This window comes from Elioraea sp. (assembly GCF_022842375.1).
Taxonomy (GTDB): Bacteria; Pseudomonadota; Alphaproteobacteria; order Acetobacterales; family Acetobacteraceae; genus Elioraea_A.
Window position 1 is genome coordinate 1 of sequence record NZ_JALHPR010000001.1, and the last position, 26,464, is coordinate 26,464.

The following is a 26,464-nucleotide window of genomic DNA, read 5'->3' on the forward strand; positions in this document are numbered from 1 at the left end:
GCTGGCGGAGGGGGTGGGATTCGAACCCACGGTACCGTTGCCGGTACTCCGGTTTTCGAGACCGGCCCGATCGACCACTCTGGCACCCCTCCGGACCGGGGCGCGTCCTACACGACCAATGGCGCGGGCGCAATGTCGCCGCGCCAGGCACGCCGTACGCGCGCCCCCTCGCTCGATGCGCTTCGGCTCAGCCGCGGCACCGCCCAAGTAGGCGACCTCGTGCGGCAGCGTCGCGGTCGCGCCAGGGATGGCAAGCACCCACCGCGCACGGTTGCCGCACGCGCGCAGCGGCGTCATGCTCGCCGTCAACATGCGGGCGAATGCCACGCATCCATGGGAGAAACCGGATGACGATCAGCCGCCGCACGCTGCTTGCCGCCGCCGCCGCCACGCTGCCGATCGCCGCCTCGGCGCAGGAGGCGTGGCCGAGCCGGCCCGTCCGCTTCATCGTCCCGTTTCCCGCGGGCGGGTCGACTGACGTTCTGTCCCGCGTGATTGCCGAACGGCTGGGCGCCGAGCTTGGCCAGCCCGTCGTGATCGAAAATCGCGCCGGGGCGGCTGGAAACGTGGGCGTCGATGCGGTGGCCAAGGCGCGGCCGGACGGCTACACGATCGGCATCTCGACGATCGGGCCGCTGGCGACGCACCAGGCCCTCTACCGCCAGCTTCCCTTCAATCCGGCGACCGATTTCACCCTGCTGGCCGATCTCTACGAGATCCCGAACGTGTTCGTCGTGAACCCGGCGACACCCATCCGTACCGTGCCGGAATTCATCGCCGCGGCGAAGGCGCGGCCGGGGCAGATGACCTTCGGCACGCCAGGCAACGGCACGACGGGCCATCTCGGCACCGAGTTCTTCTCCCGCCGCGTCGGCATCGAGCTCACCCACGTGCCCTATCGCACCGGGGCGGTGGCGGTGCAGGACCTGATTGCGGGCCGGATCGACATGATGTTCGACAACCTGCCGACGATCATCGGCCAGATCCAGGGTGGGCAGATCCGCCCGATCGGCGTCTCGACGGCCAAGCGGTGGCCCGGCCTGCCTGACGTGCCGACGATGATCGAGCAGGGCATCGCGGATTTCGACGTTACCTCATGGTCCGGCCTGATCGGGCCGAAGGACCTGCCGGCGCCGATCGCCCAGCGCATCACCGCCGCGATGCTCAAGGTGGGCGCCGATCCGGCCTTCCAGGCGCGATTCCGCGAGATGGGGGCGCTTGCCACCGTCGGCCCGCCGGAGCAGCTGCAGCGGCGCATCGCCTCCGAGGTGCCGCGCTGGGCGGAGGTGGTGCGGGCCTCGGAGGCGCGGGTCGACTAAGCTCAACGTCCCGCGAGGACGGGCAGGAACCGCTCCGAAACCGCCGCAAGGACCGACCCGCCAGGCCCGACCACCAGCGCCTCCTGGCGGAGGATGGTGCCTGGCCCCGCCGCCGTCCCGTGCGTGACCGCGATGGTCCGCCGCACGGGGCGCAGCGGGGCGAGGACGGTGCCGAAGGGCGTGTCGGTCACCGCCAGCGCATGGCACATCTCGGCCGGCAGTCGGCCAGGGAGGAAGAGGTTCTCCGCCTCCGCCAGCGCGATGCTGCCACGCCCGAGCACGACGCGGCGGAACTCGACCCGCTCGCCAGGGCCGGCGCCGAGCAGCGTGGCGAGCCGCGGGTGCGGGCTGCCGCCGGCGCGGGCGATGACCCTGATCGGCCCCTCGCCCAGGCCCCGCGCCTCGCACCAGGACAGCAACCCAACGGTGACGGAGGTGGCAGCGGCAAGGTGGGCTGCCAGGGCGTCACCCTCGCGCGTGGCCTTCTCGCTTCGTCCGATCGTCTCAGCCCAATCGTTCATGTCGGCCATTGTGTCAGCATGGGTGGGTCAGCATGCGCGATGTCGATCCTCGAAGCCCTGATCTGGGGGCAGGGTAGCTTGTGTGCAGCCCCGCGGCACGCGGCGTTGACTTCGCCCCGCCCGCGGCGTATCTCCCTGCCTCCCGCGGCTGGCCCCTGGCCCCGCGGCTGTGTTGTTTGCGCCCTGCGTGCCGCGCCGGGCCAGTGAGGCAGGAATAGAATTGATGTACGCCGTCATCCGCACAGGCGGGAAGCAGTACCGCGTGACACCGAACGCCGTGCTGACCGTTGACAGCCTCGAGGCAGAGGCCGGGTCGACCATCACGTTCACCGACGTGCTGATGGTCGCACGCGAGGGGGCCGTGACACTCGGCGCACCGAACGTTGCTGGTGCGACGGTGGCCGCGACCGTGCTCGAGCAGAAGCGCGGCGACAAGGTGATCGTGTTCAAGAAGCGGCGCCGGAAGAACTCCCGCCGCCGGCGTGGTTTCCGCAGCCACCTGACGGTGCTGCGGATCGGCGAGATCGTGGGCTGAGGAGGAACCGATGGCACACAAGAAGGCAGGCGGTTCATCCCGCAACGGGCGCGACAGCGCCGGCAAGCGTCTCGGCGTGAAGCTGTTCGGCGGGCAGGCGGCGATTGCCGGCAACATCATCGTCCGCCAGCGCGGCACCAAGATGAAGCCTGGCGTGAACGTTGGCCTGGGGCGTGACCATACGCTGTTCGCGCTGGTTGACGGGAAGGTGCGCTTCGAGCGCAAGACCGACGACCGCGTGCACGTGAACGTGGACCCGCTGCCGGCCGCCGCTGAATAATCCTCGCGGCCCTGATGCGCGTGCGTAAAGGGGCCGGTAACGGCCCCTTTTTCGTTGGCGCAACACCCCCATGAAGTTCCTCGACCAAGCAAAGATCTGGCTCAAGGCAGGTGACGGCGGCAATGGCTGCGTCGCCTTCCGGCGCGAGCGGTTCATCGAGTTCGGCGGGCCCTGGGGCGGCAACGGCGGCAAGGGCGGCGACGTCGTCGTCGAGGCCGTCGAGAACCTCAACACGCTGATCGACTACCGCTACGCCCAGCACTTCAAGGCCGGCCGCGCCGGCGACGGCGCCGGCAAGGACATGACCGGCGCCGGCGGCGATGACCTGGTGCTGAAGGTCCCCGTCGGCACCGAGATCCTGGCCGAGGACAAGGAGACGGTGCTCGCCGATCTCTCCACGCCGGGCCAGCGCGTCACCCTCTGCCACGGCGGGCGGGGCGGGTTCGGCAATGCGCACTACAAGTCATCCACCAACCGCGCGCCGCGCCGCGCCGATCCCGGCACGCTGGGGGAGGAGCGCTGGGTGTGGCTGCGCCTCAAGCTGATCGCCGATGCAGGGCTGATCGGGCTGCCGAACGCCGGCAAGTCCACCTTCCTCGCCGCCACATCCGCCGCCAAGCCCAAGATCGCCGACTATCCGTTCACCACGCTGAACCCCCAGCTCGGCGTCGTCCGCATCGGCGAGACGTCCGAGTTCGTGCTGGCTGACATTCCAGGCCTGATCGAGGGCGCGCACGAGGGCGTCGGGCTTGGTGACCGATTCCTCGGCCATGTCGAGCGCTGCGCCGTGCTGCTGCACCTGGTCGATGGCACGCAAGCCGGCGTGACGGAGGCGTACCGCACCGTCCGTGCCGAGCTCGAGGCCTATGGCGGGGGGCTTGCCGAGAAGCCCGAGGTCGTCGCGCTGAACAAGGCCGATGCGATCGAGCCGCGGGCGCTGGCCGCACGCCGGACGGCGCTGTCGCGCGCGGCCGGCCGGCCCGTTCTCGTCCTCTCCGGTGTCACGGGTGCCGGGAAGGACGAGGTGCTGCGCGCGCTCTGGCTCGCCATCGCCACCGCGCGGGGGCGTGACGCTGCGTGAGCTCGCCCGGCACGTCACTGGCCGCGCGTCGCCTCGTCGTGAAGGTCGGCTCCGCACTCCTCGTCGATGATGCCGCCGGGCTTCCGCGCACCGCCTGGCTCGCCGCACTGGCCGAGGATATCGCCGCCCTCAGGCGTGCGGGGACGGAGGTGATCGTCGTCTCCTCCGGTGCGATTGCCTTGGGCCGCGTGCGGTTGCCGCGCCTGCCGCCCAAGGCGCGGATGCGGCTCGAGGAGAAGCAGGCAGCGGCAGCCTCGGGGCAGATTGCGCTCGCCCGCGCCTGGGAGGAGGCACTCTCCCCGCACGCCCTTCCCGCGGCCCAGCTGCTGCTCACCCTCGATGACAGCGAGGAGCGCCGCCGCTACCTCAACGCGCGCGCGACGCTAGAGACGTTGCTGGCCTTGGGCGCGGTGCCGGTGATCAACGAGAACGATACGGTCGCGACATCGGAAATCCGCTTCGGCGACAATGATCGCCTCGCCGCGCGCGTGGCCGAGATGGTGGCCGCTGACCTGCTGGTGCTGCTGTCGGACATCGACGGGCTCTACACCGCCGATCCGCGCAGCAACCCAGGGGCTGCGCATATCCCCGCCGTCGCCGCCGTCACGCCCGAGATCGAGGCGATGGCGGGCGATGCCGTTCCCGGCATCAGCACGGGCGGAATGGTGACGAAGCTCGCCGCGGCGAAGATCGCCACCGGTGCCGGCTGCCGCATGGCGATCGCGCATGGCGCGGCAGATCATGCCCTCGCCGCGGTGATGGCCGGCCGGGCGCGCGCGACACTGTTCGCCGCCACCGCAGCTCCGCGGAGCGCGTGGAAAAGCTGGATCGCGGGAGCCCTGAAGCCCACGGGCCGGCTGATCGTCGATGCCGGCGCGGTGAAAGCGCTGCAGGGTGGCCGGTCGCTGCTGCCGGCCGGCGTGCGTGGCATCGAGGGCAGCTTCGCGCGGGGGGACTGCGTCGAGGTGGTGGCCGAGGGCGCGCTGGTCGCGCGCGGCCTTGCCAATTATGCGGCGGAGGACGCCCGCCGCATCGCCGGCTGCCACAGTCGTGATATCGCCGCCATCCTGGGCTTCGATGGCCGTGAGGAAATGATCCACCGCGACGATCTGGCGCTGCTGTAACGTGCGGTCGTGGTTCACGCCGTGGCAACACGTCACGACCATGGTGGGGCCCGGACACCGGTCTAGGAGATGCCAGAGATGAGTGCTGATGCGTGAGGGTGACGGCGCGTGAGGATCCTATACAGCCATCGCATCCAATCCCGCGACGGGCAGGGCGTGCACCTCGACAGCCTCGTCGCCGCGCTCAGGGAGGCAGGGCACGAGGTCCTGCTCATCGGGCCGTCCGCCTATGCCGAGGCGCGGTTCGGCGGCGGCAGCAGCGTGATCGGCTGGGTGAGGGGCATGCTCCCGCGCGCCGTGGGCGAACTACTCGAGCTCGCCTATGCGGTGCCGGCCACGCTGAAGCTCGACCGGGCGGCCGCTGGCTTCCGGCCCGACGCGATCTATGAGCGCTACAACCTCTTCCACCTTGCTGGTGCGATCGTCGCGCGGCGCCGTGGCCTGCCGCTCCTGCTCGAGGTGAACGCACCGCTCGCCGAGGAGCGGGCACGCTTCGGCGGGGTCGGGCTCAAGCCGCTCGCGCGCTGGGCAGAGCGTTTCGTCTGGCGGCGCGCCACCCGGGTCCTGCCGGTGACAGAGGTGCTCGCGGGGCACGTGCGCGATGCGCGGGTCGATCCCGCGCGCGTCGTCGTCATCCCGAACGGAATCGACCTCGAGGCGTTTCCCGAAACGCTCGCCACGCGCCAGGCACCGGCCGGCGCTACAGACCTCGTTCTCGGCTTCGTCGGCTTCGTGCGTGACTGGCATGGGCTCGATGCCGTCGTGCGCGCCATCGCCGCGCATGACGGGGCGGAGCGCCTGACGCTGAAGGTCGTCGGTGAGGGACCGGCGCGGCCGGGGCTCGAGGCCCTCGCGGCGCAACTCGGCGTCGGCGACAGGGTGGTGTTCACCGGGCTCGCCGAGCGCGAGGCCATCCCCGCCGCGGTTGCCGGGTTCGACATCGCGCTGCAGCCCGCCTCGGTCGCGTATGCCTCACCGCTGAAGGTGTTCGAGTACATGGCCGCCGGCAGGGCCATCGTCGCGCCCGACCAGCCGAACCTCCGCGAGGTGCTGCGCGATGGCGAGACGGCACTGCTGTTCGACCCGAAGGATCAGGGCGAGTTCTGGCGCGCGGTTGCGCGGCTGGTGGCCGATGCCGGGCTTCGCGCCCGGCTGGGAGAAGCGGCGCGCCGCGACATCGTGGCGCGCGACCTCACCTGGGCCGGCAATGCCCGCCGCGTCGTCTCTCTCATGCAACAGTCAGGTCGGGGTGCGGATCCGTCAGGCTGACGCCGTGAGCGCATCCCGGTTCATCTGCCACACCGTGTAGTTGAGGTAGCCCGCGAAGCTCACCCAGCCGAGATAGGGCACGAGCAGCCAGCCCGCAGTTGAGCTGATCGGCATGAACAGCAGGATGCAGGCGAGGATCGAGAGCCAGAGGCCGATCAACTCATAGAACGCGAGATCGAGCCGCTTCATGCCAAAGAAGATGGGCGACCAGAGCCCGTTCAGAAACAATTGCAGTCCGTAGACGCCGAGCGGCAGCGCCGCTCCCGCGAAGCCCCGCTCACGCCACACCATCCAGCCGGAGACGGCGATCATCACGTAGAGTGCCGACCAGGCCGGGGGGAAAAGCCAGTTTGGCGGCCGCCACCACGGCTTGCGCAGGCTCTCGTACCAGGCGCCAGGGCGGAACACCGCCGCCGTGGTGGCGACAATGAAGCAGGCCAGCGCAAAGCCGGCGAGCATAAGGATCGAAAAACTGTCCATGCGCGCACCCTAACGCGGCAGGGCGGTGAATGGTTGCGGAAAAATTCGTGGCACGGCACCTGCTACACGACGCAGGAACGAGACAGGGCAGGGAGAGTGGGTGATGGACAGAAAGGCGAGTGCGTGGCGCAGCATGGACCGCGCGACGCTGGACAAGGCCTACAACAACGCGGGCGCGGTGGCCGATGCGCAGACCTGGCTCGCTGGCTGGCGTGACGCAGCGGCGAAGCGCCGCGCGATGCCAGGTGCGGTGCTGGACCAGGCCTACGGCCCGCGTGAGCGCAATCGGATCGACCTGTTTCCCTCGGGCGCGAAGGACGCGCCGCTGATGCTGTTTTTCCACGGCGGCTACTGGCAGCGGAACGCGAAGGAGGGCTTCGCCTCGATGGCCGACGGTGCGCTTGCGCACGGCATCGATGTCGCGCTCGCCGGCTACACGCTCTGCCCCGACGCGACGATGACGGAGGTGGTCGCCGAGGCGCAGGCAGCGGTGGCCTGGGTGGCGGCGAACGCCCGCGGCCTTGGCTTTGGGATGCGGACGCTGGTGCTGTCGGGCTGGTCCGCCGGTGGGCATCTTGCCGCATCCTGCGTCACCAACGCGGCCGTCACCGGCGCGCTGCTGATCAGCGGCGTCTATGACCTCGCCCCCATCCAGGCCGGTGGGCTGAACGACGCGCTCAGGATGGACGAGGCGGAGGCGGACCGCCTCAGCCCCATCCGCCACATTGCGCGATCGCGCGCCAGGCTCGTCGTCACCTGGGGTGGCGATGAGCTGCCGGAGTTGCGCCGCCAGTCAGCCGATTTCGCCGCCGCCTGGACGGCGGCGGGCAACGCGGCGGAGACGTTGCCGATCCCGGGTGCGAACCATTTCTCGATCCTCGATCAGCTCTCACGCCCCGACGGCGCGCTCACGGCAGCGGTGGTGTCACTCGCGCGGGCGTGACGCGCGCTGACCCAGCGGCCCTATTTCCGGTTGTCTCCCGAAACGTTACGCTGCCCATGACCATCACGGTCAGGCACAAAAATGATATAATGTTTCGGGAGAACCGCCATGTCGTTGTCGCGCCGCTTCTTCGCGCATTGCCTCGCCTGTGCCGGCCTCGCGGGCGGCTTCCGGGCAACCAAGGCCCAGGCCCAGGCCCAGGCCCAGGCGCCCGCGCCCTGGTCCCCCCCTGCCGCGGCTGACCGCTGCCCCTCGAAATGGGGGGCCGCCGATGTCCGCGGGTCGATGAACCTGCAGACGGCCGACCAGGTGCAGAAGGCAACGCGGCTGATCCGCACCGGCCGCGTGGTCGAGCTCGGCCACACGCTGGAACCCGCAATGCCGTTCTTCGGCACGCGGCGCTTCGACGTTCACCTCAAGCAGATGTTCATGAACCCGCAGGCCAGCCGCCGCGGCTCGAACGAGGAGCTGGTGGTGACCGAACTCGGGCAGGTCGGCACGCAGCTCGACGCGTTTCCCCACCAGACGATCGGCGACGAGACCTACAACTGCAACAAGGTGTCGGAGATCTCCTCGCGCGGCGGCTTCACCAAGATGGGCGTCGACGGCATCGGCCAGGTATTCACCCGCGGCGTGCTGATCGACGTGGCGAAGCAGAAGGGCGTGCGCACGCTCGGCGATGACTACGAGATCACCGTCGATGACCTGCAGCAGGCGATGTCGCGGCAGAACGTGCGCATCGAGCGTGGCGACGTGGTGCTGATCCGCACCGGCTGGGACGCGCTCTGGGGCAGGGAGAACGCGCGCTACGTGGGCTCCTGCCCCGGCATCGGCGTTGCGGCGGCGGAATGGCTGATCAGGCAGGAGCCGATCATCCTCGGTTCGGACAACTGGCCGGTCGAAGTGTCGCCGAGCAAGACGATGCCACACGCCTCGCTGCCCGTGCACCAGATCGCGCTCGCGGTGAACGGGGTGCACCTGCTCGAGAACATGCGGCTGAACGACCTGTCAGAGACGGGGCAGAGCGAGTTCGCGTTCATCATGCAGCCGCTGAAGATGAAGGGCGGCTCAGGCTCGACGGTCGCGCCGACTGCCGTTCTCTAGAGACTATGGGGCGGCCTCGGCGCGTGCCGGGGCCGCCCTCCGCCGTCACCGCGTCGCCGAAGCGATCGCGGCCCAGACGCGCGAGGGGCTCGCCGGCATGTCCATGTGCGTGATGCCGTAGCCGGCGAGCGCATCGACCACCGCGTTCATCACCGCCGCCGGCGAGCCGATCGTTCCGACCTCGCCACAGCCCTTCACGCCCATCGGCGTGTCGGTCGAAGGCGTCGAGTGCGTGCTGACCGCATAGGCCGGGATGTCGTCGGCCCGCGGCATCGCATAGTCCTGGAACGAGCCCGACAGGAGCTGGCCCGTCGCCTTGTCGTACACGCAATGCTCGAGCAGCGCCTGGCCCACGCCCTGGGTAATGCCGCCATGCAGTTGGCCCGCGACGATCATGGGGTTGATCACCGTGCCGACGTCGTCGACCGCCGTGTAGCCGATGAGCGTCACCTTGCCTGTGTCGGGGTCGACCTCGACCTCGCAGACATGCGCGCCGGAGGGGAAGGAGAAGTTCACCGGATCGTGGAAGGCCTGTTCCTCGAGGCCGGGGTCCAGCGTCTCGAGCGGATAGTCGTGCGGCACGTAGGCCGCGAGCGCAATCTCGGCGAAGCTTTTTGCCTTGTCGGTCCCGGTGACGCGGAAGGTGCCGCCGGCGAACTCCACGTCATCGACCGCCGCCTCCAGCAGGTGCGCGGCGATCTTCTTGCCCTTCGCGACCACGCGGTCGGACGCCTTGGCGAGTGCCGCGCCGCCGACGACGAGCGAGCGCGAGCCATAGGTGCCCATGCCGAACTGCACGCGGTCGGTGTCGCCGAAGACGATGTCGATGTCCTCGAACTTCACGCCGAGCTTCTCCGCGATGATCTGCGCGAACGTCGTCTCGTGCCCCTGGCCGTGGCTGTGCGTGCCGATCAGCACCGTCACCTGGCCCGTCGGATGCACGCGCACCGTCGCGCTCTCGTAGAGCCCGCCGCGCGCGCCGAGCGAGCCCGCGATGCGTGAGGGGGCGAGGCCGCATGCCTCGATGTAGGTGGAGAGCCCGATCCCGCGCAGCTTGCCCTTCGCCGCCGCTGCCGCCTTGCGGGCGGGGAAGCCAGCATGGTCGGCGGCGGCGAGCGCACGCTCCATGCAGCCGAGCGGATCGCCGCTGTCGTAGCGCATCATCACCGGCGTCTGGTACGGGAACGCCTCCTTCGGGATCATGTTCTTCCGGCGGATTTCGATCTTGTCGAGGCCCATCTCCTGCGCGGCGATCTCGACCAGGCGCTCGACCACGAAGGTCGCTTCCGGACGCCCCGCACCGCGATAGGCATCGACCGGCACGGTGTTGGTGAACACCACCTTCACCGCGCAGTAGACCGCGGGCGTGGTGTAGACGCCGGCCAGCAGCGGGCCATAGAGGTTGGTCGGGATGTTCGGGCCGAAGGTGGAGATGTAGCCGCCGAGATTGCCGATCGTCTCGACCTTCATGCCGAGGAAGGTGCCGTCGGAGGCGAGCGCAAGCGCTGCCTCCGTCACATGGTCGCGGCCATGCGCATCGGAAATGAACCCCTCCGACCGCTCGCACACCCATTTCACCGCCCGACCGAGCCTGCGCGCGGCGAAGGTGACGACGGCCTCCTCGGCGTAGTGGAATTGCTTCACCCCGAACCCACCGCCGACATCGGGTGCGACGACGCGGAGGTTCTGCTGTGGGATGTTCAGCACGAACAGGCCCATGAGAAGGCGCACGACATGCGGGAACTGGCTCGTGGTCCAGAGCGTGGTCTTCTCCGTCGCCGGATCGTGCTCGGCGATCGCCGCCCGCGGTTCCATCGGGTTGCCGATGAGGCGGTTGTTCACGAGCTTGATGCGCGCGACATGCGCGGCCTTCGCGAAGGCTGCCTCCGTCATCGCCCTGTCGCCGATCTCCCAGTCGCTGCAGAGGTTGTTCGGTACGGCATCAAACAGAAGCGACGCGCCGGGGGCGATCGCGCCCTCGAGGTCGATTACGGCGGGAAGTACATCGTAGGTGACTGCGATCGCCTCTGCCGCGTCACGCGCCGCGGCCGCTGTCTCGGCGACGACGAAGGCAACCGCATCGCCGACATACCGCACCTTGCCCTGGGCAAGTGCGGGGTGCGGCGGCTCCTTCATCGGCGTTCCGTCAGGCCCCTTGATGCCCCAGCCGCAGGGGAGGCCGCCGACTCCGGCGGCGGCAAGGTCGGCGCCGGTGAGAATGAGTGCCACGCCCCGCATGGCGGCGGCCTGGGTGGTGTCGATCGCGGTGATCGTGGCATGGGCATGGGGGGAGCGGACGAAGACACCCCAGGCCATGGCGGGGCGAACCATGTCCGACACGTAGTTGCCGCGCCCGCGCACGAAACGCTGGTCTTCCTTCCGCCGAACCGATGCGCCGATGCCCTTGTCGCTCATCTGCCCTGCTCCTCCGTTGATTTGCGGATTCCGCCGCAAGAACGATGCCATGCGGGGGGCGGGGGCTGGTGCAGAGTGCGGCACAGCATTGCACAGCACACGGGCAGTTCCGGCCTGGTCTGCTGGAATCTTGGGCGTGCGCACCGAGACGCCAGCGCCTTGCCGGGCATCGATCCCTGGCATGTCCGTTGCACGTGCTGGAAACCTGGACGAACCAGGGCCGGCTGTGCCGCGCCGAGAACGGGGAGAGTTGGGGCAATGGCCACCGATCGTTTCAGCGGCAGCGGGCGTCGCCTGCTGCTTGGTCTCGTGTCAGCGGCAGCGATCGGCACTGCTGCCCTTCCTGCTGCGGCGCAGCGTGCGCAACCCTGCATCGGCGCATCGTGGGAACTGACGGGCCCGCTCGCCCATACCGGCATGACGATCCGAATCGCCGTCGAAACGGCGCTCGACGAGATCAACGCTGCCGGTGGCGTGCTCGGCCAGCCGCTGCGCCTGATCGCCTATGACGACGTTGGCGAGCCTGCGCGCGCCGTCGACAATGCCCGCCGCATCGGCGAGCGCGACAACTGCATCGTCATGATGGGCGGGTTCCGCACGCCGAACGCGATCGCGCTGCGCGATCCTCTCGCCGAGATGGAACTGCCCTGGATGGGCGTGATCTCCGCCGGCACCGGCGTGATCGAGCACCCGAACAACGCCAACAAGTGGATGTTTCGCGTCTCGATGAAGGATCGGTGGGTTGCGCCGTTCCTCGTCGAGGCGGCCAAGGCGCGGTCGCGCTCGGGCAAGATCGCGCTGGTCTTCGAGGGCACGGCCTGGGGCCAGGGCGCGGTGCCGGATGTCGAGCGGGCGATGGCCGCCGCCAACACCCCGCTCGCCGGCAAGGAGACGTTCAACATCGCCGACCAGGACATGTCGGCCCAGATGATCCGCCTGCGTGATGCCGGCGTCGACACCATCATCTTCTACGGCGTCGACCGCGAGGCGACGAACATGCTCCGCTCGATGGATCGCCTTGGCTACAAGCCGACCATCATCTCCGCCTGGGGCATCGGCGTGCAGTTCGCGCGCACGGCCGGCCCGCTCGCCGAGGGCGTTCTCGTCGCCGGCACGTATACGTGGATGGGGGACCTGCCGCCGCGCGCCGCTGGCGTGCTGCAGCGCATCCAGGCGAAGTTCCCGCAGATTGCGTCCGCCGCCGACATTCCGCTGCCTTCGGGCACGGCGAACGCCTATGACGCGACTTACATCATCGCCGAGGCGATCAAGCTCGCCGGTCGTTTCGACCGCGATGCGTTCCGCCAGGCGCTGTTCCGGGTGAACTACGAGGGTATCGTCGCCAACTATGCGCCGGCCTTCGAGCCGCGGCAGGAGCGTCATGACGCAATCCTGCCCGCCTCCTACAAGCTGTTCGCGTTCCATAACGGCGCGATGCTGCCTGTCGAGCAGACGCCGTTCCGCCAGGCCGCGCGCTGATACCGGTATGACGACACCGGGGCGGGGGTGACGACACCCCCGCCCCAGATGCGTCAAGGAATATGTTGTGGAAGCAATCGTCCAGTACCTGCTGACCGGGCTCTCCGCCGGCAGCGTCTATGGCCTCATCGCGCTCGGGTTCTACGTGATGTGGAGCGCGGCGAAGGCCGTGAACTTCACATACGGCGACGTGTTCATGCTCGGCGGCGTCGGCACCGTGGTGCTCATGGAGCTCGGGCTGCCGCTGCCGGTTGCGGCGGCGACGGCGATTGCCGGCGCCGCAGTGGTGGGTGCGATCGTCGAGCGCGTGTTCGTCCGCCCCTTCAACCGCGAGGCCAACTCGATCGGCTGGATGCTGACGACGATCGCCGTTGGCATCATGATCGAATCATCGACCACCGCGACCTACGGCCCGCTCGGCAGGCCGCTGCCGACCCCGTTGGTCGAGCACCCGATCCGTATCGGTGGGTCCGGCATCTACCCGCAGGAATTGCTGCTGCCCGTTGCCGCGATCGCGGCAACCTTCGCACTCGAATTCTTCTACAAGCGCACCGTGCTTGGCCGCGCGATGCGGGCCGTGTCGTTCAACCGTGTCGCCGCCGGCCTCGTTGGCATCGACGCTGACCGCATCACGCTGCTGGCCTTCGCCATCGCCGGCGGGCTCGGCGCCTTTGCAGGCTTCCTCGTGGCACCCGTTGTGCAGGCCTCGGCCAGCATGGGCGTGATCGTCGGCCTCAAGGGGTTCATGGTGGCGATCATCGCCGGCATCGCGAATGCGCGCGGCGTCGTCATCGTCGGCATCCTCTATGGCGTGGCCGAGAAGCTTATCGAAGGCTTCCTCTCCACGGCGGCGCGCGATGCCATCGGCTTCACGCTCATGATCCTGCTGCTGCTGCTGTTTCCCCAGGGCCTGTTCGGCCGCGCCGAAGTGAGGAAGGTCTGATGCGCGGACGCGCCGGCCTCGTCCTGCTGCTCCTGCTCGCCGCAGCACTTGCCGTGTTCCCCTGGGTCGGCGATGTCATCGGCGAGCGTTTCCCGACGAGCTACGAGCTTCGTCTCGTCATGCGCGCCATGATCCTCGCGATCGTGGCGATCGGCCTCAACATCCTCGTCGGCTATGCAGGCCTCGTCTCGCTGGGCCAGGCGGCCCTCTACGGGCTCGGCGCGCATGTCGCCGCGCTGCTCGCGCTGCGTGCCGGTTTCCCCTTCATGGCGGCACTCGCCTTCTCGGTGCTGATCCCGGCAGCCGTCGGCGCGATGCTCGCCTTCCCGACGGTGCGGGTGCGCGGCGTCTATCTCGCCGTCATCACCATCGCCTTCGGGCTCGTGTTCGTGAACATCCTGCGCGAATGGGTGGGCTTCACCGGCGGCGCCTCTGGCCTCGTCGGCATCCCGCGCCCGACCATCCTCGGCGAGCGGCTGGGCGCAACGCGCGCGCTCAACTTCAACTACTACTACCTGATCCTGCTGTTCCTCCTCGCCGCCGTCGGCGTGCAGGCAGCGCTCGTGCGCTCGCGCTATGGGCGGGCGATGCGCGCGGCGGCGCAGAGCGAGAACGCGGCCCGCGCGCTCGGCATCAACGTCGTTGCCATCCGCACGCTGGCCTTCTCCATCTCCGCGGGTTTTGCAGGGCTTGGCGGCGCGCTGTTCACCAACCTGGCACTCTTCGTGAACTACGAGACCTTCACCTTCACAACCTCGATCGAACTCCTGCTGATGGTGATCCTGGGCGGCAGCGGAACCCTGGCCGGCCCCGTTGTCGGCACAGCGGTGCTCTTCTCGGCCACGCAGTTCCTCCAGGGGCTCGGGCAATGGCAGACCTTCGGCTACGGCGTGCTGCTCGCACTCGTGCTGTTCGTGCTGCCGCGCGGCATCGTCGGCTCGCTGCAGCGCCTGATGCACCGGAGCGTTGCGGCCGAAACGTCACGCGAGACGGGGCACTGGCCGAACTGGGTCGAGGGACTCGGGCCCGTCACCGCACGGCATGACGATGCAGGTCAGTCGACGCTGCTGGCCCGCGACGTGACGCTGCGCTTCGGCGGGCTGACCGCTGTCAACGCCGTGAACATGGACGTGCGCGCTGGCACGGTGCACGCGCTGATCGGCCCCAACGGGGCGGGCAAGTCGAGTATGCTCAACGTCGTCTCCGGCTTCTATCGCGCGACGTCGGGCGAGGTGAGCGTGTTCGGCGAGAATGTCGGCGGGCTCCCACCCTACGTGCTCGCACGCCGTGGCATTGCGCGCACCTTCCAGAATACCGAGCTGTTCGGGCAGATGACGGTGCTCGAGAACGTACTCGTCGGCCAGCACCCGCATTTCCGCGCGACCTTCGCCGAGACCGTGCTGCGCCTGCCGCGCTTCCGCCGCGAGGAGCGCGCGGCGCTGGCCGAGGCGCGTCGGCTGCTCGACTTCGTCGGCCTCTCGGGTTTCGCGGGAGAGGAGGCGCGGAACCTGCCCTTCGGCCACCAGCGCCGCCTCGAGATCGCCCGCGCGCTCGCCCTGCGGCCGAAGCTTCTCCTGCTCGACGAGCCGGCCGCCGGCCTGACGCACGGCGAGATCGAGGATCTCGTGGCACTCATCCGTGGCCTCGCCGACCGCGGTATGACCGTCGTCCTTGTCGAGCACCATGTGGACATGATCATGGCTGTTTCCGACCGCGTGACCGTTCTCGACTATGGCGAGGTGATCGCAGATGGCCCTCCCTCGGCGATCCAATCCAACCCAAAGGTGATCGAGGCCTATTTCGGCAACGCGAAGCTGCCTGGCGTTGCGGTGCCGGCATGAGCGAGGCGATCCTCTCCCTCTCCGGCGTGCGCGTCGCCTATGGGCGGATCGAGGCCGTGCGTGGCGTCGATCTGACGGTCGGGCGCGGCGCCTTTGTTGGCGTGATCGGCTCGAACGGCGCAGGCAAGACATCGCTGATGCGCGCGATCAGCGGCGTGCTGCGGCCCGCGGGCGGCACGATCAGCTTCGACGGCGCCGACGTGACGGGCCAGAAGTCGCACCAGATGGTCGCGCGCGGCCTCGCCATGGTCCCCGAAGGCCGCATGGTGTTCGCCGACCAGAGCGTGCGCGACAACCTGGTACTCGGCGCCTACAGCCGCATCGGCAAGGACGATGCCGGCATCGCTGCCGACATCGACAAGGTGCTCGGCCTCTTCCCGCGCCTCTCCGAGCGGATCGACCAGCTCGCCGGCACGCTCTCGGGAGGCGAGCAGCAGATGCTCGCCATCGCGCGCGGCCTGGTCTCGCGCCCCAAGCTTCTGGTGATCGACGAGCTCTCGCTCGGCCTCGCGCCGAAGATCCTCGACCTGCTGTTCCCCGTGCTGACGGCTCTGAACAAGGAGGGTCTCTCCATCCTGCTCGTGGAGCAGATGGCGAGCTACGCGCTGGCGGTGACGGAGCGCACCTACGTGATGGAGAACGGCCGCGTCATCCTCGATGGCCCATCCGCGCAGGTCGCCGCCGATCCGCGCGTGCTCGACGCCTATCTCGGCCGCCGCGGCGCCGCCTAGCCGGCCGGTGCCACCTGCGTGCGGGTGAACTGCGCGCGGAGGTGCTCGCCCGACGTCGTCGGCGCATGGCGCGGCGCCTCGCCCGGCTTCACGGTGCCGGGCAGGGCAGCCACCGGCGCGTCATAGTTCGGGTTGTGGAAGAACACGAGCGAGAGGCGACGGCTGACCGCCGCCTGCTCGGCGGACGGGTTGACGACGCGGTGCAGCGTCGCGCGCCAGATCTCGTTGGTCCACTTCGCCATGAGCTCGCCGATGTTGATGATGAAGCAGTCGGGCACGATCGGCACGTCACGCCACTCGCCCTCGGCGTTCATCACCTGCAAGCCACCAGGCTTGTCCTCTGTGCGGAGGATGGTGAGCGAGCCATAGTCGCAATGCGCTCCGGCGCGAAGCTGCCCCGGCTTCGGCGGCACCAGCGGGGCAGGGTAGTTGCGCACGCGCAAGCGGCTGATGTGATGGTCGATCTTGTCGGCGAAGAAGTCCTCCGGCAGGTCGAGCGCCAGCGCGAACATCGCCATCAGGTCTGCGGCCAGCGTTCCCATGCTGCGGAAATAGGCCTCGTAGAGCGGCCGCAGTGCCGCAGGTTCCGTGGGCCAGAGGTTCGGGTGGAAGTGCTTGCCGGCGCCTGGGCCGAAGAAATAGTCGCCGCTGCCCACGTCGACTGGCCCGACCATCAGACTCTCGTTCAGGTCACCCGGCACGTCGACGCCCTGGCTGCGGCCCACGCTTTCGGCTTCGAGCGGGATGTAGCCGCGCGCAATGTCCGGGGCTGGCCGCGCGACCTGGCGCTTGGCTTCGTCGGGCAGGTCGAAGAAAGCATTGGAGACGGCGCGCACCTCGTCGACGAAGCGACGGTCGACGCCATGGCCGGTGATCACGAGAAAGCCGATTCCGTCGACCGCACGACCGACCTCCGCCGCAACGCTGCGCTTCGCGGCGGCATCGCCTGATCGGAACGGCGCGATGTCGATCACCGGAACGTCACGCAGCATGGGTGTTCTCCTTATCTCGCCTCAGCGCCAGCGTCGCCGCCTCGTCGACCGCGAGCGTCTCGTCATCGATCTCGCCGGTGAAGACGACGCCATAGACATCGCGCGCCTTCTCCCGGCTTTCCCAGCCTTCGAGAACGTCGTGCAGCACGCGGGCGGGCTCCCGCGCGAGCGGCCTGCCGTATCCGCCACCGGCGCTGTCACGCCCGCGCAGTACCTCGCCCTTGCGCAGCGTCACCTGCACCACGTTCGGCAGCCGCGCCTCGTCGCCGTTCGCGCCGATGCGCAAGGTCATGCCCGCGGTGCCGTCCTGCCCGCCGGCAACGCCGCGCGGCGGCGTATGCTGTCCGTCGCAGGAGATCACGGCGGTCACGTCGTTGCCCGTGGGCGTCAGGTCGATCGTCTGCGCGGGCGCGCCGCGGCGTCGGCCGGCACCGGCACTGTCCTGCACGAGCGAGAGCGCATTCACGCGCAAGGGGTGCTTGAGCTCGTCCACCTCGATGCTGTCGCGATACATCAGCCCCGCGATCACCGGGATCGCGTAGTTCACCCAGCCATCGGCAACCGGGCTCGCCGGGCCGCCATTGGTCGAGAGCATCATGCGGTTGACGAAGGGCGCGCCGCCGCGGCGATGGTCCTTTCCCGAGATCACCGCCATGCCCGCGCCAAGCCCCGTGCCGCCCTCGGCGAGGCCGTGGCCGTCACCCAGCTGGGCGAAGGCCGATTGCGTGATGTTGACGAGGCGTTCGGAGACGTTCGTCGTTCCCATCGAGCAGGAGTGGGGGAATCTCGGGGCCGCCACCACGCTCTCCTCGGCGTAGGTGAAGCGGAGGCGGCGGAAGCTGCCGGCGTTGCGCGGCAGGTCCTTCTCCAGCGCGTTGAAGATCGCGCCGACGACGGCCGAGGTGGCGGCACCGAGCGAGGTGTTGAGGCCGACATCGACACAGGGCGGATTGTCGGAGAGATCGACATGGATCATCGCCTCCTCCGGATCGATCTCGATCTTGACCGTGAGCTCGAGCCCGCCTGGCAGGATGCCCTCGAGCGGGTCTGACCGCCCCTTGTTCACGAGCTGCGCCCGGGGCAGGCGGCGGATGTTGTCGATCATCCTCCGCTCGGAATAGTCGAACCACTCGGCGATGAAGCGCTTCACCGTCGCCGCGCCATATTTCGTGCAGAATTCCTCGAGCCTCCGCTCCGCCACGCGGGCTGAGCCCAAGCCGGCGAGATAGTCGCCATACCACTGGTCGGGCACGCGGATGCGCGCACGGCACATCCGCACGATGTCCTCGATGTTGCGGAAGTCGCGCTGGATGCGCACGCCGGGGAATACCAGCGCACCCTCGTGGTAGACGTCGCGCGCGAGCACGAAGTAGCTCGACGGGATCGAGTTGCCGATATCGGCCATGTGGCACTTGGCCACGCTGGTGAACAGGTGCTCGCCCTCATGGAACACCGGCACCATGAAGGTATGGTCGGCCGGGTGGGTGTTGCCGCCATAGGGGTCGTTGTCGAGATAGGCGTCGCCCTTCCGGATGTCGCCTTCGTGGTAGCGGCGCATGTTCGCCGTCTGGATGTGGCAGCCGAAGATGTGCACCGGCAGCCCCTCGGCCGGGGCGAGCAGCTGGTCATCGCCGGTGACGAGGCAGCAGGAGAAGTCGCGTGCCGAGGAGATGACGGCCGATCGCGCGGCGCGCAGCAGCGTGTTCGTCATCTCGCGCACGATGCCGTCGAGCCTGTTGGCCATCACCGACATCAGCACGGGATCAAGCGGTGCGGTCATCGTCACGCTCCCTTCGGCGCGCAGTGGAGGATGTAGTTGCCCGCGGCCGAGAGTGTGGCCGACAGGCCTGGCGTGACGACGATGGTCGTCGTCGGCTCCTCGATGATCGCGGGGCCGGCGATCGCGGCACCGGCGGCGAGGGCAGGGCCGCGGAAGATCGCGGTCTCGACGCGCCCGGTCTCGGCGAAGTAGCAGGACCGGCGCGCGTCAGGCGTGGGTGCGTGTGATGTTGCGGCAGCGTCGGGTGCCGGGGGCGCGTCGAACAGCGTGATCGCGATGCGCCCCTTCCAGTTCACGAACTCCACCGCGCTGCCCTCGTCGCGCACGGCATAGACGCGCTCATGCGTCTGGTGGAAGGCTTCGGCGAGTGCGGCGATATCCGCGGCCCCGCCGATGCGCGAGAAGGGCAGGCGGGTGTCGAGCTCCCACACCTGTGCCCTGTAGCGGGCCTCGACCAGAAGCTCCGTGCGCACCCGGGCGCCACTCGCACCCCGGAGGCCGCGGCGGAAGGCCTCGAGCTCCTCCTCGATAGCGTCCAGCGCCGCGTTCACCGCCGCGACATCGAAGCCGGCGGTGTCGGTGAAGCGGCTGCGCGTCGCCTCGAACACGATGTCGGAAGCCTGCATGCCGCAGGCCGACAGCGCAGAGGCCGTGCGCGGGAGGATGACGGTGTCACAGCCGAGCTCGCGGGCGATCGGCATGATGTTGAACCCTGCCGCGCCGCCGCCGGCCACGATCACGCTCTCGCGCGGGTTCAGCCCCTCGTTCACCGTGATCTCGCCGATCGCCTTGATCATCAGCTCGTTCGCAATCGTCATGATCGCCGCGGCGGTCTCGTCCGCACTCTGCCCGAACGTCTCGGCGAGGCTGCCGATCACGCGGGCGGAGGCGGCCGGGTCGAGCGAGAGGCGCCCGCCGTTGAAGAAGCCAGGGTCGATGTAGCCGAGCACCATGGCCGCATCCGTCACGGTCGGGTGCTCGCCGCCGCGGCCGTAGCAGGCGGGGCCTGGGTTGGAGCCTGCCGATTGCGGCCCGACGCGGAGCAGCCCCCCGGCATCGCGCCAGGCGATCGAGCCGCCGCCGGCGCCGATCGAGCGGACGTCGACGGTCGAGGTGCCGATGATGTCGCCGAGCCAGCGCTGCCCGAGCCAGGAATCGCGCGTGTAAACGAGGCTCCCGTCGCGCACCAGGCCGACATCGAAGGTTGTTCCGCCCGTGTCACACACGATCACGTTGCCGCCCATGCGCTCCGCCGCGCTCGCTGCGCGGCCGGCGACGGGCGCCATGGCGGGGCCGGATTTCAGCGTGTGGATCGGCCTCGCGACCAGTTCCTCGACATGCTGGCAGCCACCAGCGGAGGTGGAGACCAGCAGGTCGCCGCGGAAGCCTGCCGCGCGAAGGTCGGCCTCCATCCCGGTCAGGTGCGCCTGCATCAGCGGCTTGAGGGAGGCGTCGATGGCGGTGGCCGACGCGCGCCGGTACTCGCGCAGGATCGGCACGAGCTGGTGTGACAGCGTGTAGGGAACGCCCGGCAGATGTTCCTCGATCATCGCGCCCAGGGCGAGCTCGTGCGCGGGGTTGGCGATCGACCAGAGGAGGCTGACCGCCACGGCCTCGAACCTGCGCTCCGCGAGGAGCGCAATCACGGCGCGCGCCTGGGCGTGGTCGAGCGGCAGCACAACCTCGCCGTCGGCGCCGATGCGCTCGGCGATCTCGAAGCTGCGGCGGCGCGGAATGTAGGGATCGGGATAGTCGACCGTATAGTCGTGCGGTCCGTGCTTGCCCCCCTCCTTCAGCGTCAGCGTATCGCGGAAGCCCTGCGTGGTCAGGAAGGCCGTGCGCGCTGTGCGCTTGGTGACGACGGCATTGGTGGCCCGGGTGGTGCCGTAGACGAGGGTGGAGGAAGCATCGAGCAGGGCCGGACCGGTGAGGCCAAGCGCCGAGGCGACGACGGCGAGTGCCGCCTGCATGCCATCGAAGATGCGCTCATGCGTCGTGAGTGCCTTGCCGATGTGCAATTGCCCATCCGGATCGAGCACCACGACATCGGTGAAGGTTCCGCCCGTGTCGACGGAAATACGGTAGGCCATGCGTTTCCTCCGGAACGACAGTCAGTAGGCACAGTGTTTGCAAGCAACGTGCCGAACCGGGAGGGGTGGATGGTCGATCTCTACGCGCAACGTGGCTATGGTGCCCGCAAGGTCGGGTTCGGGCGGAAGCCCGGCCTCGTCGTCGTCGATTTCCAGGCAGGCTTCACCGATCCAGCAGCACCGATGGGCGGGGCGCCGATGGTCGATGCGGCCTGCGCACGCACGGCTGACCTGATGCGCGCGGCCAAGGCGGCCGGCGTGCCGATCGTTGCCTGCGTGATCGGGTTCGACAGCCCTGCCGCGGTGCCGCATTGGAAAGTCGGGCCGGTGCATGACCTCATCACCGGCACGCCCGGCACAGCGCTTGACCCGCGGATCGCCGCGGCCGGTCCCGACGTCGTGTTGACGAAAACCGCTCCCTCCATCTTCTTCGGAACGCCCGCCGGTGCCATCCTGACGCGGGAGGGGGTCGATACGGTGATCGTCACGGGCTGCATCACATCGGGCTGCGTGAGGGCCTCGATCATTGATGCGTTCTCGCTCGGCCTCCGCGTGCAGGTGCCGGAGGATTGCGTCGGCGACCATGACCGCGCGGCGCATGACCAGAACCTGACAGATGTCGGCCGCCGCTACGCTGACGTGATCGATGCCGAAGCCGCAATCGCCGCACTCGAAACCTTCGCCCGGCAGAACGACCGGGCCTGAGCAACGACGGGAGACAGGAAACGATGCCGAAAGAAATCCTCTGTGCCTTCAGCGTCCATTGCGATGCCGTCGCCGGCTGGCTCGGCTCCTACATCGGCGAGGACAGCCCCGGCGACATCAGCCGCGGCGTGTTCGCCGGGGAGGTCGGCATGGACCGTATCCTGACTTTGTTTGAGCGCTTCGGCATCAAGCAGTCTTTCTTCATCCCAGGCCACACGATCGAGAGCTTCCCCGACGCGACCGACAGGGTCGCCAAGGCAGGCCACGAGATCGGCCTGCACGGCTACAGCCATGAGAACCCCCTCGCGCTCACCCGCACGCAGGAGGAGGCGATCTTCGACAAGTGCATCGGGCTGATCGAGAAGCATTGGGGGCGCAGGCCCGTCGGCTATGTCGCGCCGTGGTGGGAGGTGAGTGCCACGAGCATCGAGATCCTGGTCGAGCGTGGCATCATGTACGACCACAGCCTGATGCACCGCGACACCACGCCCTACTACGTGCGCACGGGCGACAGCTGGACGCCGATCGACTACTCCAAGCCAGCGGAAACCTGGATGAAGCCGTTCAAGCGGGGCAAGGAAACGGACCTCGTCGAGGTTCCCGCCTCCTGGCACCTCGATGACCTGCCGCCGATGATGTTCATCAAGAAGTTCCCGAACTCGCACGGCTACGTCTCGCCGCGCGCGCTCGAGGAGATCTGGCGCGACCATTTCGACTATGTGTACCGCGAGAACGATTATGCCGTGGTGCCGATGACCATCCACCCCGACGTGGCCGGACGGCCGCAGGTGCTGCTGATGCTCGAGCGGCTGATCTCCTACATGATGTCCCAGCCCGGCGTGCGGTTCGTCACGCTCGAGGACATGGTGCTCGATTTCAAGGCGCGCTTCCCACGCAAGGGTGCGAAGGCAGCCACGAAGGGCGCGAAGGCGCAGAAGAAGCGATGAGGCTCATCGGCGTCGATGTCGGCGGCACCTTCACTGACCTGGTGCTCGCCGACACGGAGACGGGGACCGTCACCATCCACAAGGTGCCGACGACGCCCGAGGACCCGTCGATCGGCGTGGCCGAGGGCGTCGGCGGCCTGTGCGACCACGCGGGCGTGAGCCGCGCCGCGATCGATCACGTGCTGCACGGCACGACGATCGCGACCAACGCCGCGCTCGAGCATCGTGGCGCCGAGTGCGGGATGATCACCACGCGCGGCTACCGCGACATCCTGCACATCGGCCGCCACCAGCGGCCGCAGCACTACTCGATCCGCCAGCAGATTCCGTGGCAGGCGACACCCCTGGTCAAGCGCCGCCACCGCCATGTGGTGACGGAGCGGCTGGTTCCGCCGCGGGGCGACGTCCTCGTCCCGCTGGCGGAGGACGAGGTGCGCGCTGCCGCACGCGCGCTGCGCGAGGCGGGCATCACCGCCATCGCGATCGGGTTCCTGTTCTCCTACCTGAACCCCGCGCATGAGCGGCGGGCACGCGAGATCGTGCGCGAGGAGCATCCCGACGCGTTCGTGACGATCTCGTCGGACGTCGCGCCGCAGTTCCGGGAGTTCGAGCGATTCACAACGGCGGCGATGAACGCCTTCGTCGGGCCGAAGGTGCGTGACTACGTCGCACGGCTCGACCGCCGCATCGGCGAGGCGGGGCTCACCGCCGATCTCCACATCATGGCCTCGAACGGCGGCGTGGTGACACCGGCGATGGTGGCCGAACGGCCTGTCGTGACGATGCTGTCGGGCCCGGCCGCGGGCGTGCTGGGCGGCGCCTGGGCCGGCGCGTTGTCGGACAGGAAGAACCTCATCACCTTCGACGTCGGCGGCACATCGGCCGATATCGGCATCGTGACGGAGGGCGTCTTCGCCGAAGCCACCGCGCGCGACACCTGGATCGCCGGATTCCCCCTGCTCACGCCGATGATCGACATCCACACGATCGGCGCCGGCGGCGGCTCGATCGCGCGGGTCGACGAGGGCGGCGCCTTCCGCGTCGGCCCGCAATCGGCCGGCGCGCGGCCTGGCCCGGCCGCCTACGGGCGCGGCGGAACCGAGCCGACCGTGACGGACGCGCACGTGGTGCTCGGCCGCCTCGTTCCGGCGAACTTCCTCGGCGGCGCCATGTCGCTCGACGTCGCGGCGTCCGAGCGGGTGATCGACGGGCTTGCCGCGAAGCTCGGCCTCCCGCGCGAGGCGGCGGCGCTGGGCGTGCTGACGATCATCAACGCCAACATGGCCAACGCGATCCGCTCGCGGACGGTGCAGAAGGGCATCGACCCGCGCGGCTATGCGCTCGTCGCCTTCGGCGGTGCGGGGCCGCTGCATGGCGCCGAGGTCGCGCGCGAGCTCGGCATCCGCGAGGTCGTGGTGCCGCCGCACCCGGGGATCACCTCGGCGATGGGGCTGCTGACGTCAGACCTCAAGTACGACGCGCTGCGCACGGCGTTCCAGGCCTCGACCGCATTCGACCTCGCGCGGATGGCGGAGGACTTTGCCGCAATGGAAGCCGAGATCGCTGCGCGCTTCGCGGCCGACGGCATCGATCCAGCCCGCACGCGCACCGCGCGCGCGGCCGACATGCGCTATGCCGGGCAGGGCTACGAGCTGCGCGTCGCGGTGGGCGACGGCGCCGTCGAGGCCGGGACGATCGCAGCCGCGCTCGAGCGGTTCCATGCGGCACATCGCGCCGAGTATGGCCATGCCTTCCCCGACAGCGTCGTGGAGATCGTGAACCTCCGCGTCACGGGCATAGGCGCGCGGCCGAAGCCGAACCGCCCCGTGCCGCGGCACGGCGACGGCCTCGCCGGCGCGACGCTGCGTGAGACCGGCGTGGTGTTCGCGGTCGACGGGGTGGCGGAACGTATGGTCACGCCGGTTCTCGCGCGCGAGAGGCTGCCGCTCGGCACCCCCATCGCCGGCCCCGCCATCGTGGTGCAGACCGACACGACCACCGTCGTGCCGCCAGGCTGCACGCTCGTCGCCGATGCCGGCGGCAACCTGATCATCACGCTCTGAGGCATGGCACCGATGGACACGCATGTTCCCGTCACAGTCGATCCCATCACCGCCTCCGTCGTGCAGGGGGCGCTCGAGAACATCGCCGTCGAGGTCGGCTACAAGCTGATGCGTATGGCGTATTCCTCGATCATCCGCGAGTCGGAGGATTTCGGTGCCGCGCTCGTCGATGCCGAGGGCAGGGGCCTTGCCGAGAGCGCACAGTCGACGCCGCTGCAGTCGGGGCCCATCCCTGGCTACGTGAAGCACATGCTGCGCACCCTCGCCGCGCGCGGCGACACGGTGCGGCCGGGCGACGTGATCATGCACAACGACCCCTATGGCGGGGCAAGCCACGGGCCCGACGTCGCCTTCATCGTTCCGGTGTTCCACCAGGGAGAACTCGTCGGCTTCTCCGGGACGACGGCGCACCACCTCGACATCGGCGCGCTCACCCCCGGCTCGTGCGGCATCGTGGATGCGATCGATGCCTACGCGGAAGGGCTCCAGTTCCGTGCCATCAAGGTGGTGTCGGAAGGCGTGCGCAACGAGGCGGTCTGGCAGATCCTGCGCGACAACATCCGAGCGTCCGACCTTGTGGTGGGCGACATGGAGGCGCAGGTCGCGGCCAGCCGCATCGGCGCCGAGAGGATGGCGGCGCTCGTCTCACGCGTCGGCCTGCCGGCGTTCCGCGCGGCCTGCGCGGCGCTGATGGATCATGCCGAGCGGCTGATGCGCCAGGCGATCGCCAGGCTTCCAGAGGGCTCGTGGCGCGCCGAGACGTTCATCGACGGTTACCTCGATGATCCCGACCCTTCGCGGCGCGAACTCCCCCTCGTCGCGACCGTGACGAAGAAGGGCGACGGGCTCGTCGTCGATCTCACCGGCACCGCGCCGCAGGTGCCCGACCGGCCGATCAACATGCCGCTGACGGGCACGGTCGATGTCGCAGTGTGGCTCACCATCCGTTCGGTGCTGCTCGACACCGCCATCCATGGCCACGTGCCGGTGAACGAGGGGCTGACGCGGCCGATCACCATCATCGCGCCGAAGGGATGCCTCGCGAACCCGACGTACCCGGCGCCGACCATCGCGCGCTTCTGCCCCGGCAACCAGCTCGCCGACACGGTGATGAAGGCGCTCGCGCAGGCGGTGCCGGGCCAGGTCTCGGCCGGTATCGGCAACCTGAAGGTCATCGCCTTCTCCGGCCTCTCGGGCGAGAAGCACTGGGTGCATATGGAGATCTTCGAGGGCAGCTACGGCGGGCGCGCCGACAGCGATGGGATGGACGCCGTCGACACGCTCTACGCCAACACGCGCAACAACCCGATCGAGGATATCGAGACGCACCTGCCGCTGCGCGTCGAGCGGTACGAACTCCGCGAGGACAAGGTCGGGGCCGGAACGTTCCGCGGTGGCCTCGGTTCCGTGCGCGCGTTCCGGTTCCTCACCGATGGCGGTGCGTCGGTAGAAGGGGAGGGGCACCATTTCAGGCCATGGGGCTTCGATGGCGGCGAGGACGGCGAGACGGCGCGGCTCGATATCGTGCGCGCCGACGGCACGGTGCAGGCGCTGCCGTCGAAGGTGCCGCACATGGCGGTGAAGGCGGGCGACACCTTCGTCTGCGAAGGCCCGGCCGGCGGCGGCTATGGCGACCCGCGGCTGCGTGACCCTGCGAGCATTGCCGCCGACGTGGCGGATGGGCTGATCAGCGCCGAGACGGCGCGCGACCGCTTCGGCGCGGGGATTGCTCCTGGTCGCGCCAAGACCTGACGTTCACCGAGCGCGCGCTGTCGGTTTGTGCAGTGCGGCATGATGGTGATTGCGAATTAGGCAGGCGTGA

General features: G+C 69.1%; 22 protein-coding genes and 1 tRNA gene. 16 read left to right on the forward strand and 7 right to left on the reverse strand.

The genetic code is table 11. From position 1 onward, the window contains the following. Positions 1 to 2: 2 nt before the first annotated feature. Positions 3 to 92: transfer RNA gene (locus tag Q0C38_RS00005), tRNA-Ser, on the reverse strand. A gap of 255 nt (positions 93 to 347) precedes the next feature. Here Q0C38_RS00005 and Q0C38_RS00010 point away from each other — a divergent pair. Then, positions 348 to 1,319 carry a tripartite tricarboxylate transporter substrate binding protein gene (locus tag Q0C38_RS00010; RefSeq protein ID WP_291294989.1) on the forward strand — a complete coding sequence of 324 codons (972 nt, stop codon included), beginning with the start codon at positions 348 to 350 and terminating at the stop codon, positions 1,317 to 1,319. A 2-nt stretch (positions 1,320 to 1,321) separates the two neighbouring features. On the opposite strand, the gene Q0C38_RS00015 is transcribed toward Q0C38_RS00010, so the two are convergent. Next, a complete protein-coding gene (locus tag Q0C38_RS00015; protein WP_291294990.1) occupies positions 1,322 to 1,840 on the reverse strand; it encodes a hypothetical protein in 519 nt (172 codons plus the stop codon). Between the two features lie 223 nt (positions 1,841 to 2,063). On the opposite strand from Q0C38_RS00015, the gene rplU reads away from it, so the two are divergent. The 5 genes from rplU to Q0C38_RS00040 all read left to right on the forward strand — a co-directional run bounded on the left by rplU (position 2,064) and on the right by Q0C38_RS00040 (position 6,129). Further along, positions 2,064 to 2,375 carry a 50S ribosomal protein L21 gene (rplU, locus tag Q0C38_RS00020; RefSeq protein WP_291294991.1) on the forward strand — a complete coding sequence of 104 codons (312 nt, stop codon included), beginning with the start codon at positions 2,064 to 2,066 and terminating at the stop codon, positions 2,373 to 2,375. Positions 2,376 to 2,385: 10 nt separating this feature from the next. Continuing rightward, positions 2,386 to 2,655 carry a 50S ribosomal protein L27 gene (gene rpmA, locus Q0C38_RS00025; protein ID WP_291294992.1) on the forward strand — a complete coding sequence of 90 codons (270 nt, stop codon included), beginning with the start codon at positions 2,386 to 2,388 and terminating at the stop codon, positions 2,653 to 2,655. Between the two features lie 70 nt (positions 2,656 to 2,725). Then, positions 2,726 to 3,736, forward strand: a complete 1,011-nt coding sequence (obgE, locus tag Q0C38_RS00030) for a GTPase ObgE (protein ID WP_291294993.1) — start codon at positions 2,726 to 2,728, stop codon at positions 3,734 to 3,736. Next, entirely contained in the window at positions 3,733 to 4,860 is a 1,128-nt protein-coding gene (gene proB / locus Q0C38_RS00035) for a glutamate 5-kinase (protein WP_291294994.1), read from the forward strand. The genes obgE and proB overlap by 4 nt, the downstream gene beginning before the upstream one ends. A 108-nt stretch (positions 4,861 to 4,968) precedes the next feature. Further along, entirely contained in the window at positions 4,969 to 6,129 is a 1,161-nt protein-coding gene (locus Q0C38_RS00040; RefSeq protein ID WP_291294995.1) for a glycosyltransferase family 4 protein, read from the forward strand. Here Q0C38_RS00040 and Q0C38_RS00045 read toward each other — a convergent pair. Beyond that, the gene (locus Q0C38_RS00045; RefSeq protein WP_291294996.1) at positions 6,121 to 6,609 is read right to left on the reverse strand and encodes a TspO/MBR family protein; all 489 of its coding nucleotides are present in this window, start codon (positions 6,607 to 6,609) and stop codon (positions 6,121 to 6,123) included. The two genes, Q0C38_RS00040 and Q0C38_RS00045, sit on opposite strands and share 9 nt — an antisense overlap. 103 nt (positions 6,610 to 6,712) lie before the next feature. On the opposite strand from Q0C38_RS00045, the gene Q0C38_RS00050 reads away from it, so the two are divergent. Continuing rightward, the gene (locus tag Q0C38_RS00050) at positions 6,713 to 7,552 is read left to right on the forward strand and encodes an alpha/beta hydrolase (protein ID WP_291294997.1); all 840 of its coding nucleotides are present in this window, start codon (positions 6,713 to 6,715) and stop codon (positions 7,550 to 7,552) included. Between the two features lie 108 nt (positions 7,553 to 7,660). Then, entirely contained in the window at positions 7,661 to 8,656 is a 996-nt protein-coding gene (locus Q0C38_RS00055) for a cyclase family protein (protein ID WP_291294998.1), read from the forward strand. 45 nt (positions 8,657 to 8,701) lie between these two features. Here the strand turns inward: Q0C38_RS00055 and Q0C38_RS00060 are convergent, their stop codons facing one another. After that, on the reverse strand, positions 8,702 to 11,071 hold the full coding sequence (locus Q0C38_RS00060) for a xanthine dehydrogenase family protein molybdopterin-binding subunit (protein ID WP_291294999.1): 2,370 nt from the start codon (positions 11,069 to 11,071) through the stop codon (positions 8,702 to 8,704). 258 nt (positions 11,072 to 11,329) lie between these two features. Here Q0C38_RS00060 and Q0C38_RS00065 point away from each other — a divergent pair, with 258 nt between their 5' ends. The 4 genes from Q0C38_RS00065 (at position 11,330) to Q0C38_RS00080 (ending at position 16,065) form a co-directional block, all read left to right on the forward strand. Continuing rightward, complete coding sequence (locus Q0C38_RS00065; protein ID WP_291295000.1) at positions 11,330 to 12,550, forward strand: ABC transporter substrate-binding protein; 1,221 nt, start codon at positions 11,330 to 11,332, stop codon at positions 12,548 to 12,550. 67 nt (positions 12,551 to 12,617) lie between these two features. Continuing rightward, on the forward strand, positions 12,618 to 13,493 hold the full coding sequence (locus tag Q0C38_RS00070; protein WP_291295001.1) for a branched-chain amino acid ABC transporter permease: 876 nt from the start codon (positions 12,618 to 12,620) through the stop codon (positions 13,491 to 13,493). Then, on the forward strand, positions 13,493 to 15,334 hold the full coding sequence (locus Q0C38_RS00075) for an ABC transporter permease subunit (RefSeq protein ID WP_291295002.1): 1,842 nt from the start codon (positions 13,493 to 13,495) through the stop codon (positions 15,332 to 15,334). The genes Q0C38_RS00070 and Q0C38_RS00075 overlap by 1 nt, the downstream gene beginning before the upstream one ends. Next, the gene (locus Q0C38_RS00080; protein ID WP_291295003.1) at positions 15,331 to 16,065 is read left to right on the forward strand and encodes an ABC transporter ATP-binding protein; all 735 of its coding nucleotides are present in this window, start codon (positions 15,331 to 15,333) and stop codon (positions 16,063 to 16,065) included. The genes Q0C38_RS00075 and Q0C38_RS00080 overlap by 4 nt, the downstream gene beginning before the upstream one ends. On the opposite strand, the gene Q0C38_RS00085 is transcribed toward Q0C38_RS00080, so the two are convergent. From Q0C38_RS00085 to Q0C38_RS00095, 3 genes are read right to left on the reverse strand one after another with little or no spacing between them, the layout of a single operon-like run. Continuing rightward, positions 16,062 to 17,057: an isopenicillin N synthase family oxygenase gene (locus tag Q0C38_RS00085; RefSeq protein ID WP_291295004.1), complete on the reverse strand. Its 996-nt coding sequence runs from the start codon at positions 17,055 to 17,057 to the stop codon at positions 16,062 to 16,064. The two genes, Q0C38_RS00080 and Q0C38_RS00085, sit on opposite strands and share 4 nt — an antisense overlap. Continuing rightward, a complete protein-coding gene (locus Q0C38_RS00090; RefSeq protein ID WP_291295005.1) occupies positions 17,047 to 18,837 on the reverse strand; it encodes a hydantoinase B/oxoprolinase family protein in 1,791 nt (596 codons plus the stop codon). Before Q0C38_RS00090 ends, Q0C38_RS00085 begins: the two co-directional genes overlap by 11 nt. A 2-nt stretch (positions 18,838 to 18,839) precedes the next feature. Continuing rightward, positions 18,840 to 20,927, reverse strand: a complete 2,088-nt coding sequence (locus Q0C38_RS00095; protein WP_291295006.1) for a hydantoinase/oxoprolinase family protein — start codon at positions 20,925 to 20,927, stop codon at positions 18,840 to 18,842. A gap of 69 nt (positions 20,928 to 20,996) precedes the next feature. Between Q0C38_RS00095 and Q0C38_RS00100 the strand changes: the two genes are divergently transcribed. From Q0C38_RS00100 to Q0C38_RS00115, 4 genes are read left to right on the forward strand one after another with little or no spacing between them, the layout of a single operon-like run. Beyond that, positions 20,997 to 21,632, forward strand: coding sequence for a cysteine hydrolase family protein (locus tag Q0C38_RS00100; RefSeq protein ID WP_291295007.1), 636 nt, complete (start codon positions 20,997 to 20,999; stop codon positions 21,630 to 21,632). A 23-nt stretch (positions 21,633 to 21,655) separates the two neighbouring features. Then, on the forward strand, positions 21,656 to 22,579 hold the full coding sequence (locus tag Q0C38_RS00105; RefSeq protein ID WP_291295008.1) for a polysaccharide deacetylase: 924 nt from the start codon (positions 21,656 to 21,658) through the stop codon (positions 22,577 to 22,579). After that, positions 22,576 to 24,642, forward strand: coding sequence for a hydantoinase/oxoprolinase family protein (locus Q0C38_RS00110; RefSeq protein ID WP_291295009.1), 2,067 nt, complete (start codon positions 22,576 to 22,578; stop codon positions 24,640 to 24,642). Before Q0C38_RS00105 ends, Q0C38_RS00110 begins: the two co-directional genes overlap by 4 nt. Positions 24,643 to 24,645: 3 nt before the next feature. Next, complete coding sequence (locus tag Q0C38_RS00115; RefSeq protein ID WP_291295010.1) at positions 24,646 to 26,394, forward strand: hydantoinase B/oxoprolinase family protein; 1,749 nt, start codon at positions 24,646 to 24,648, stop codon at positions 26,392 to 26,394. The last annotated feature ends 70 nt before the right edge of the window (positions 26,395 to 26,464 follow it).

Excerpts from the sequence above, each read along its gene's own strand:
- rplU (WP_291294991.1), top strand. The coding sequence starts at position 2,064 with ATGTACGCCGTCATCCGCACAGGCGGGAAGCAGTACCGCGTGACACCG.
- Q0C38_RS00100 (WP_291295007.1), top strand. The coding sequence starts at position 20,997 with ATGGTCGATCTCTACGCGCAACGTGGCTATGGTGCCCGCAAGGTCGGG.
- Q0C38_RS00110 (WP_291295009.1), top strand. The coding sequence starts at position 22,576 with ATGAGGCTCATCGGCGTCGATGTCGGCGGCACCTTCACTGACCTGGTG.
- Q0C38_RS00075 (WP_291295002.1), top strand. The coding sequence starts at position 13,493 with ATGCGCGGACGCGCCGGCCTCGTCCTGCTGCTCCTGCTCGCCGCAGCA.
- Q0C38_RS00010 (WP_291294989.1), top strand. The coding sequence starts at position 348 with ATGACGATCAGCCGCCGCACGCTGCTTGCCGCCGCCGCCGCCACGCTG.
- Q0C38_RS00080 (WP_291295003.1), top strand. The coding sequence starts at position 15,331 with ATGAGCGAGGCGATCCTCTCCCTCTCCGGCGTGCGCGTCGCCTATGGG.
- obgE (WP_291294993.1), top strand. The coding sequence starts at position 2,726 with ATGAAGTTCCTCGACCAAGCAAAGATCTGGCTCAAGGCAGGTGACGGC.
- rpmA (WP_291294992.1), top strand. The coding sequence starts at position 2,386 with ATGGCACACAAGAAGGCAGGCGGTTCATCCCGCAACGGGCGCGACAGC.
- Q0C38_RS00055 (WP_291294998.1), top strand. The coding sequence starts at position 7,661 with ATGTCGTTGTCGCGCCGCTTCTTCGCGCATTGCCTCGCCTGTGCCGGC.
- Q0C38_RS00015 (WP_291294990.1), bottom strand. The coding sequence starts at position 1,840 with ATGAACGATTGGGCTGAGACGATCGGACGAAGCGAGAAGGCCACGCGC.
- Q0C38_RS00115 (WP_291295010.1), top strand. The coding sequence starts at position 24,646 with ATGGCACCGATGGACACGCATGTTCCCGTCACAGTCGATCCCATCACC.
- Q0C38_RS00090 (WP_291295005.1), bottom strand. The coding sequence starts at position 18,837 with ATGACCGCACCGCTTGATCCCGTGCTGATGTCGGTGATGGCCAACAGG.
- Q0C38_RS00050 (WP_291294997.1), top strand. The coding sequence starts at position 6,713 with ATGGACAGAAAGGCGAGTGCGTGGCGCAGCATGGACCGCGCGACGCTG.
- Q0C38_RS00065 (WP_291295000.1), top strand. The coding sequence starts at position 11,330 with ATGGCCACCGATCGTTTCAGCGGCAGCGGGCGTCGCCTGCTGCTTGGT.
- Q0C38_RS00085 (WP_291295004.1), bottom strand. The coding sequence starts at position 17,057 with ATGCTGCGTGACGTTCCGGTGATCGACATCGCGCCGTTCCGATCAGGC.
- Q0C38_RS00105 (WP_291295008.1), top strand. The coding sequence starts at position 21,656 with ATGCCGAAAGAAATCCTCTGTGCCTTCAGCGTCCATTGCGATGCCGTC.
- Q0C38_RS00045 (WP_291294996.1), bottom strand. The coding sequence starts at position 6,609 with ATGGACAGTTTTTCGATCCTTATGCTCGCCGGCTTTGCGCTGGCCTGC.
- Q0C38_RS00095 (WP_291295006.1), bottom strand. The coding sequence starts at position 20,927 with ATGGCCTACCGTATTTCCGTCGACACGGGCGGAACCTTCACCGATGTC.
- Q0C38_RS00060 (WP_291294999.1), bottom strand. The coding sequence starts at position 11,071 with ATGAGCGACAAGGGCATCGGCGCATCGGTTCGGCGGAAGGAAGACCAG.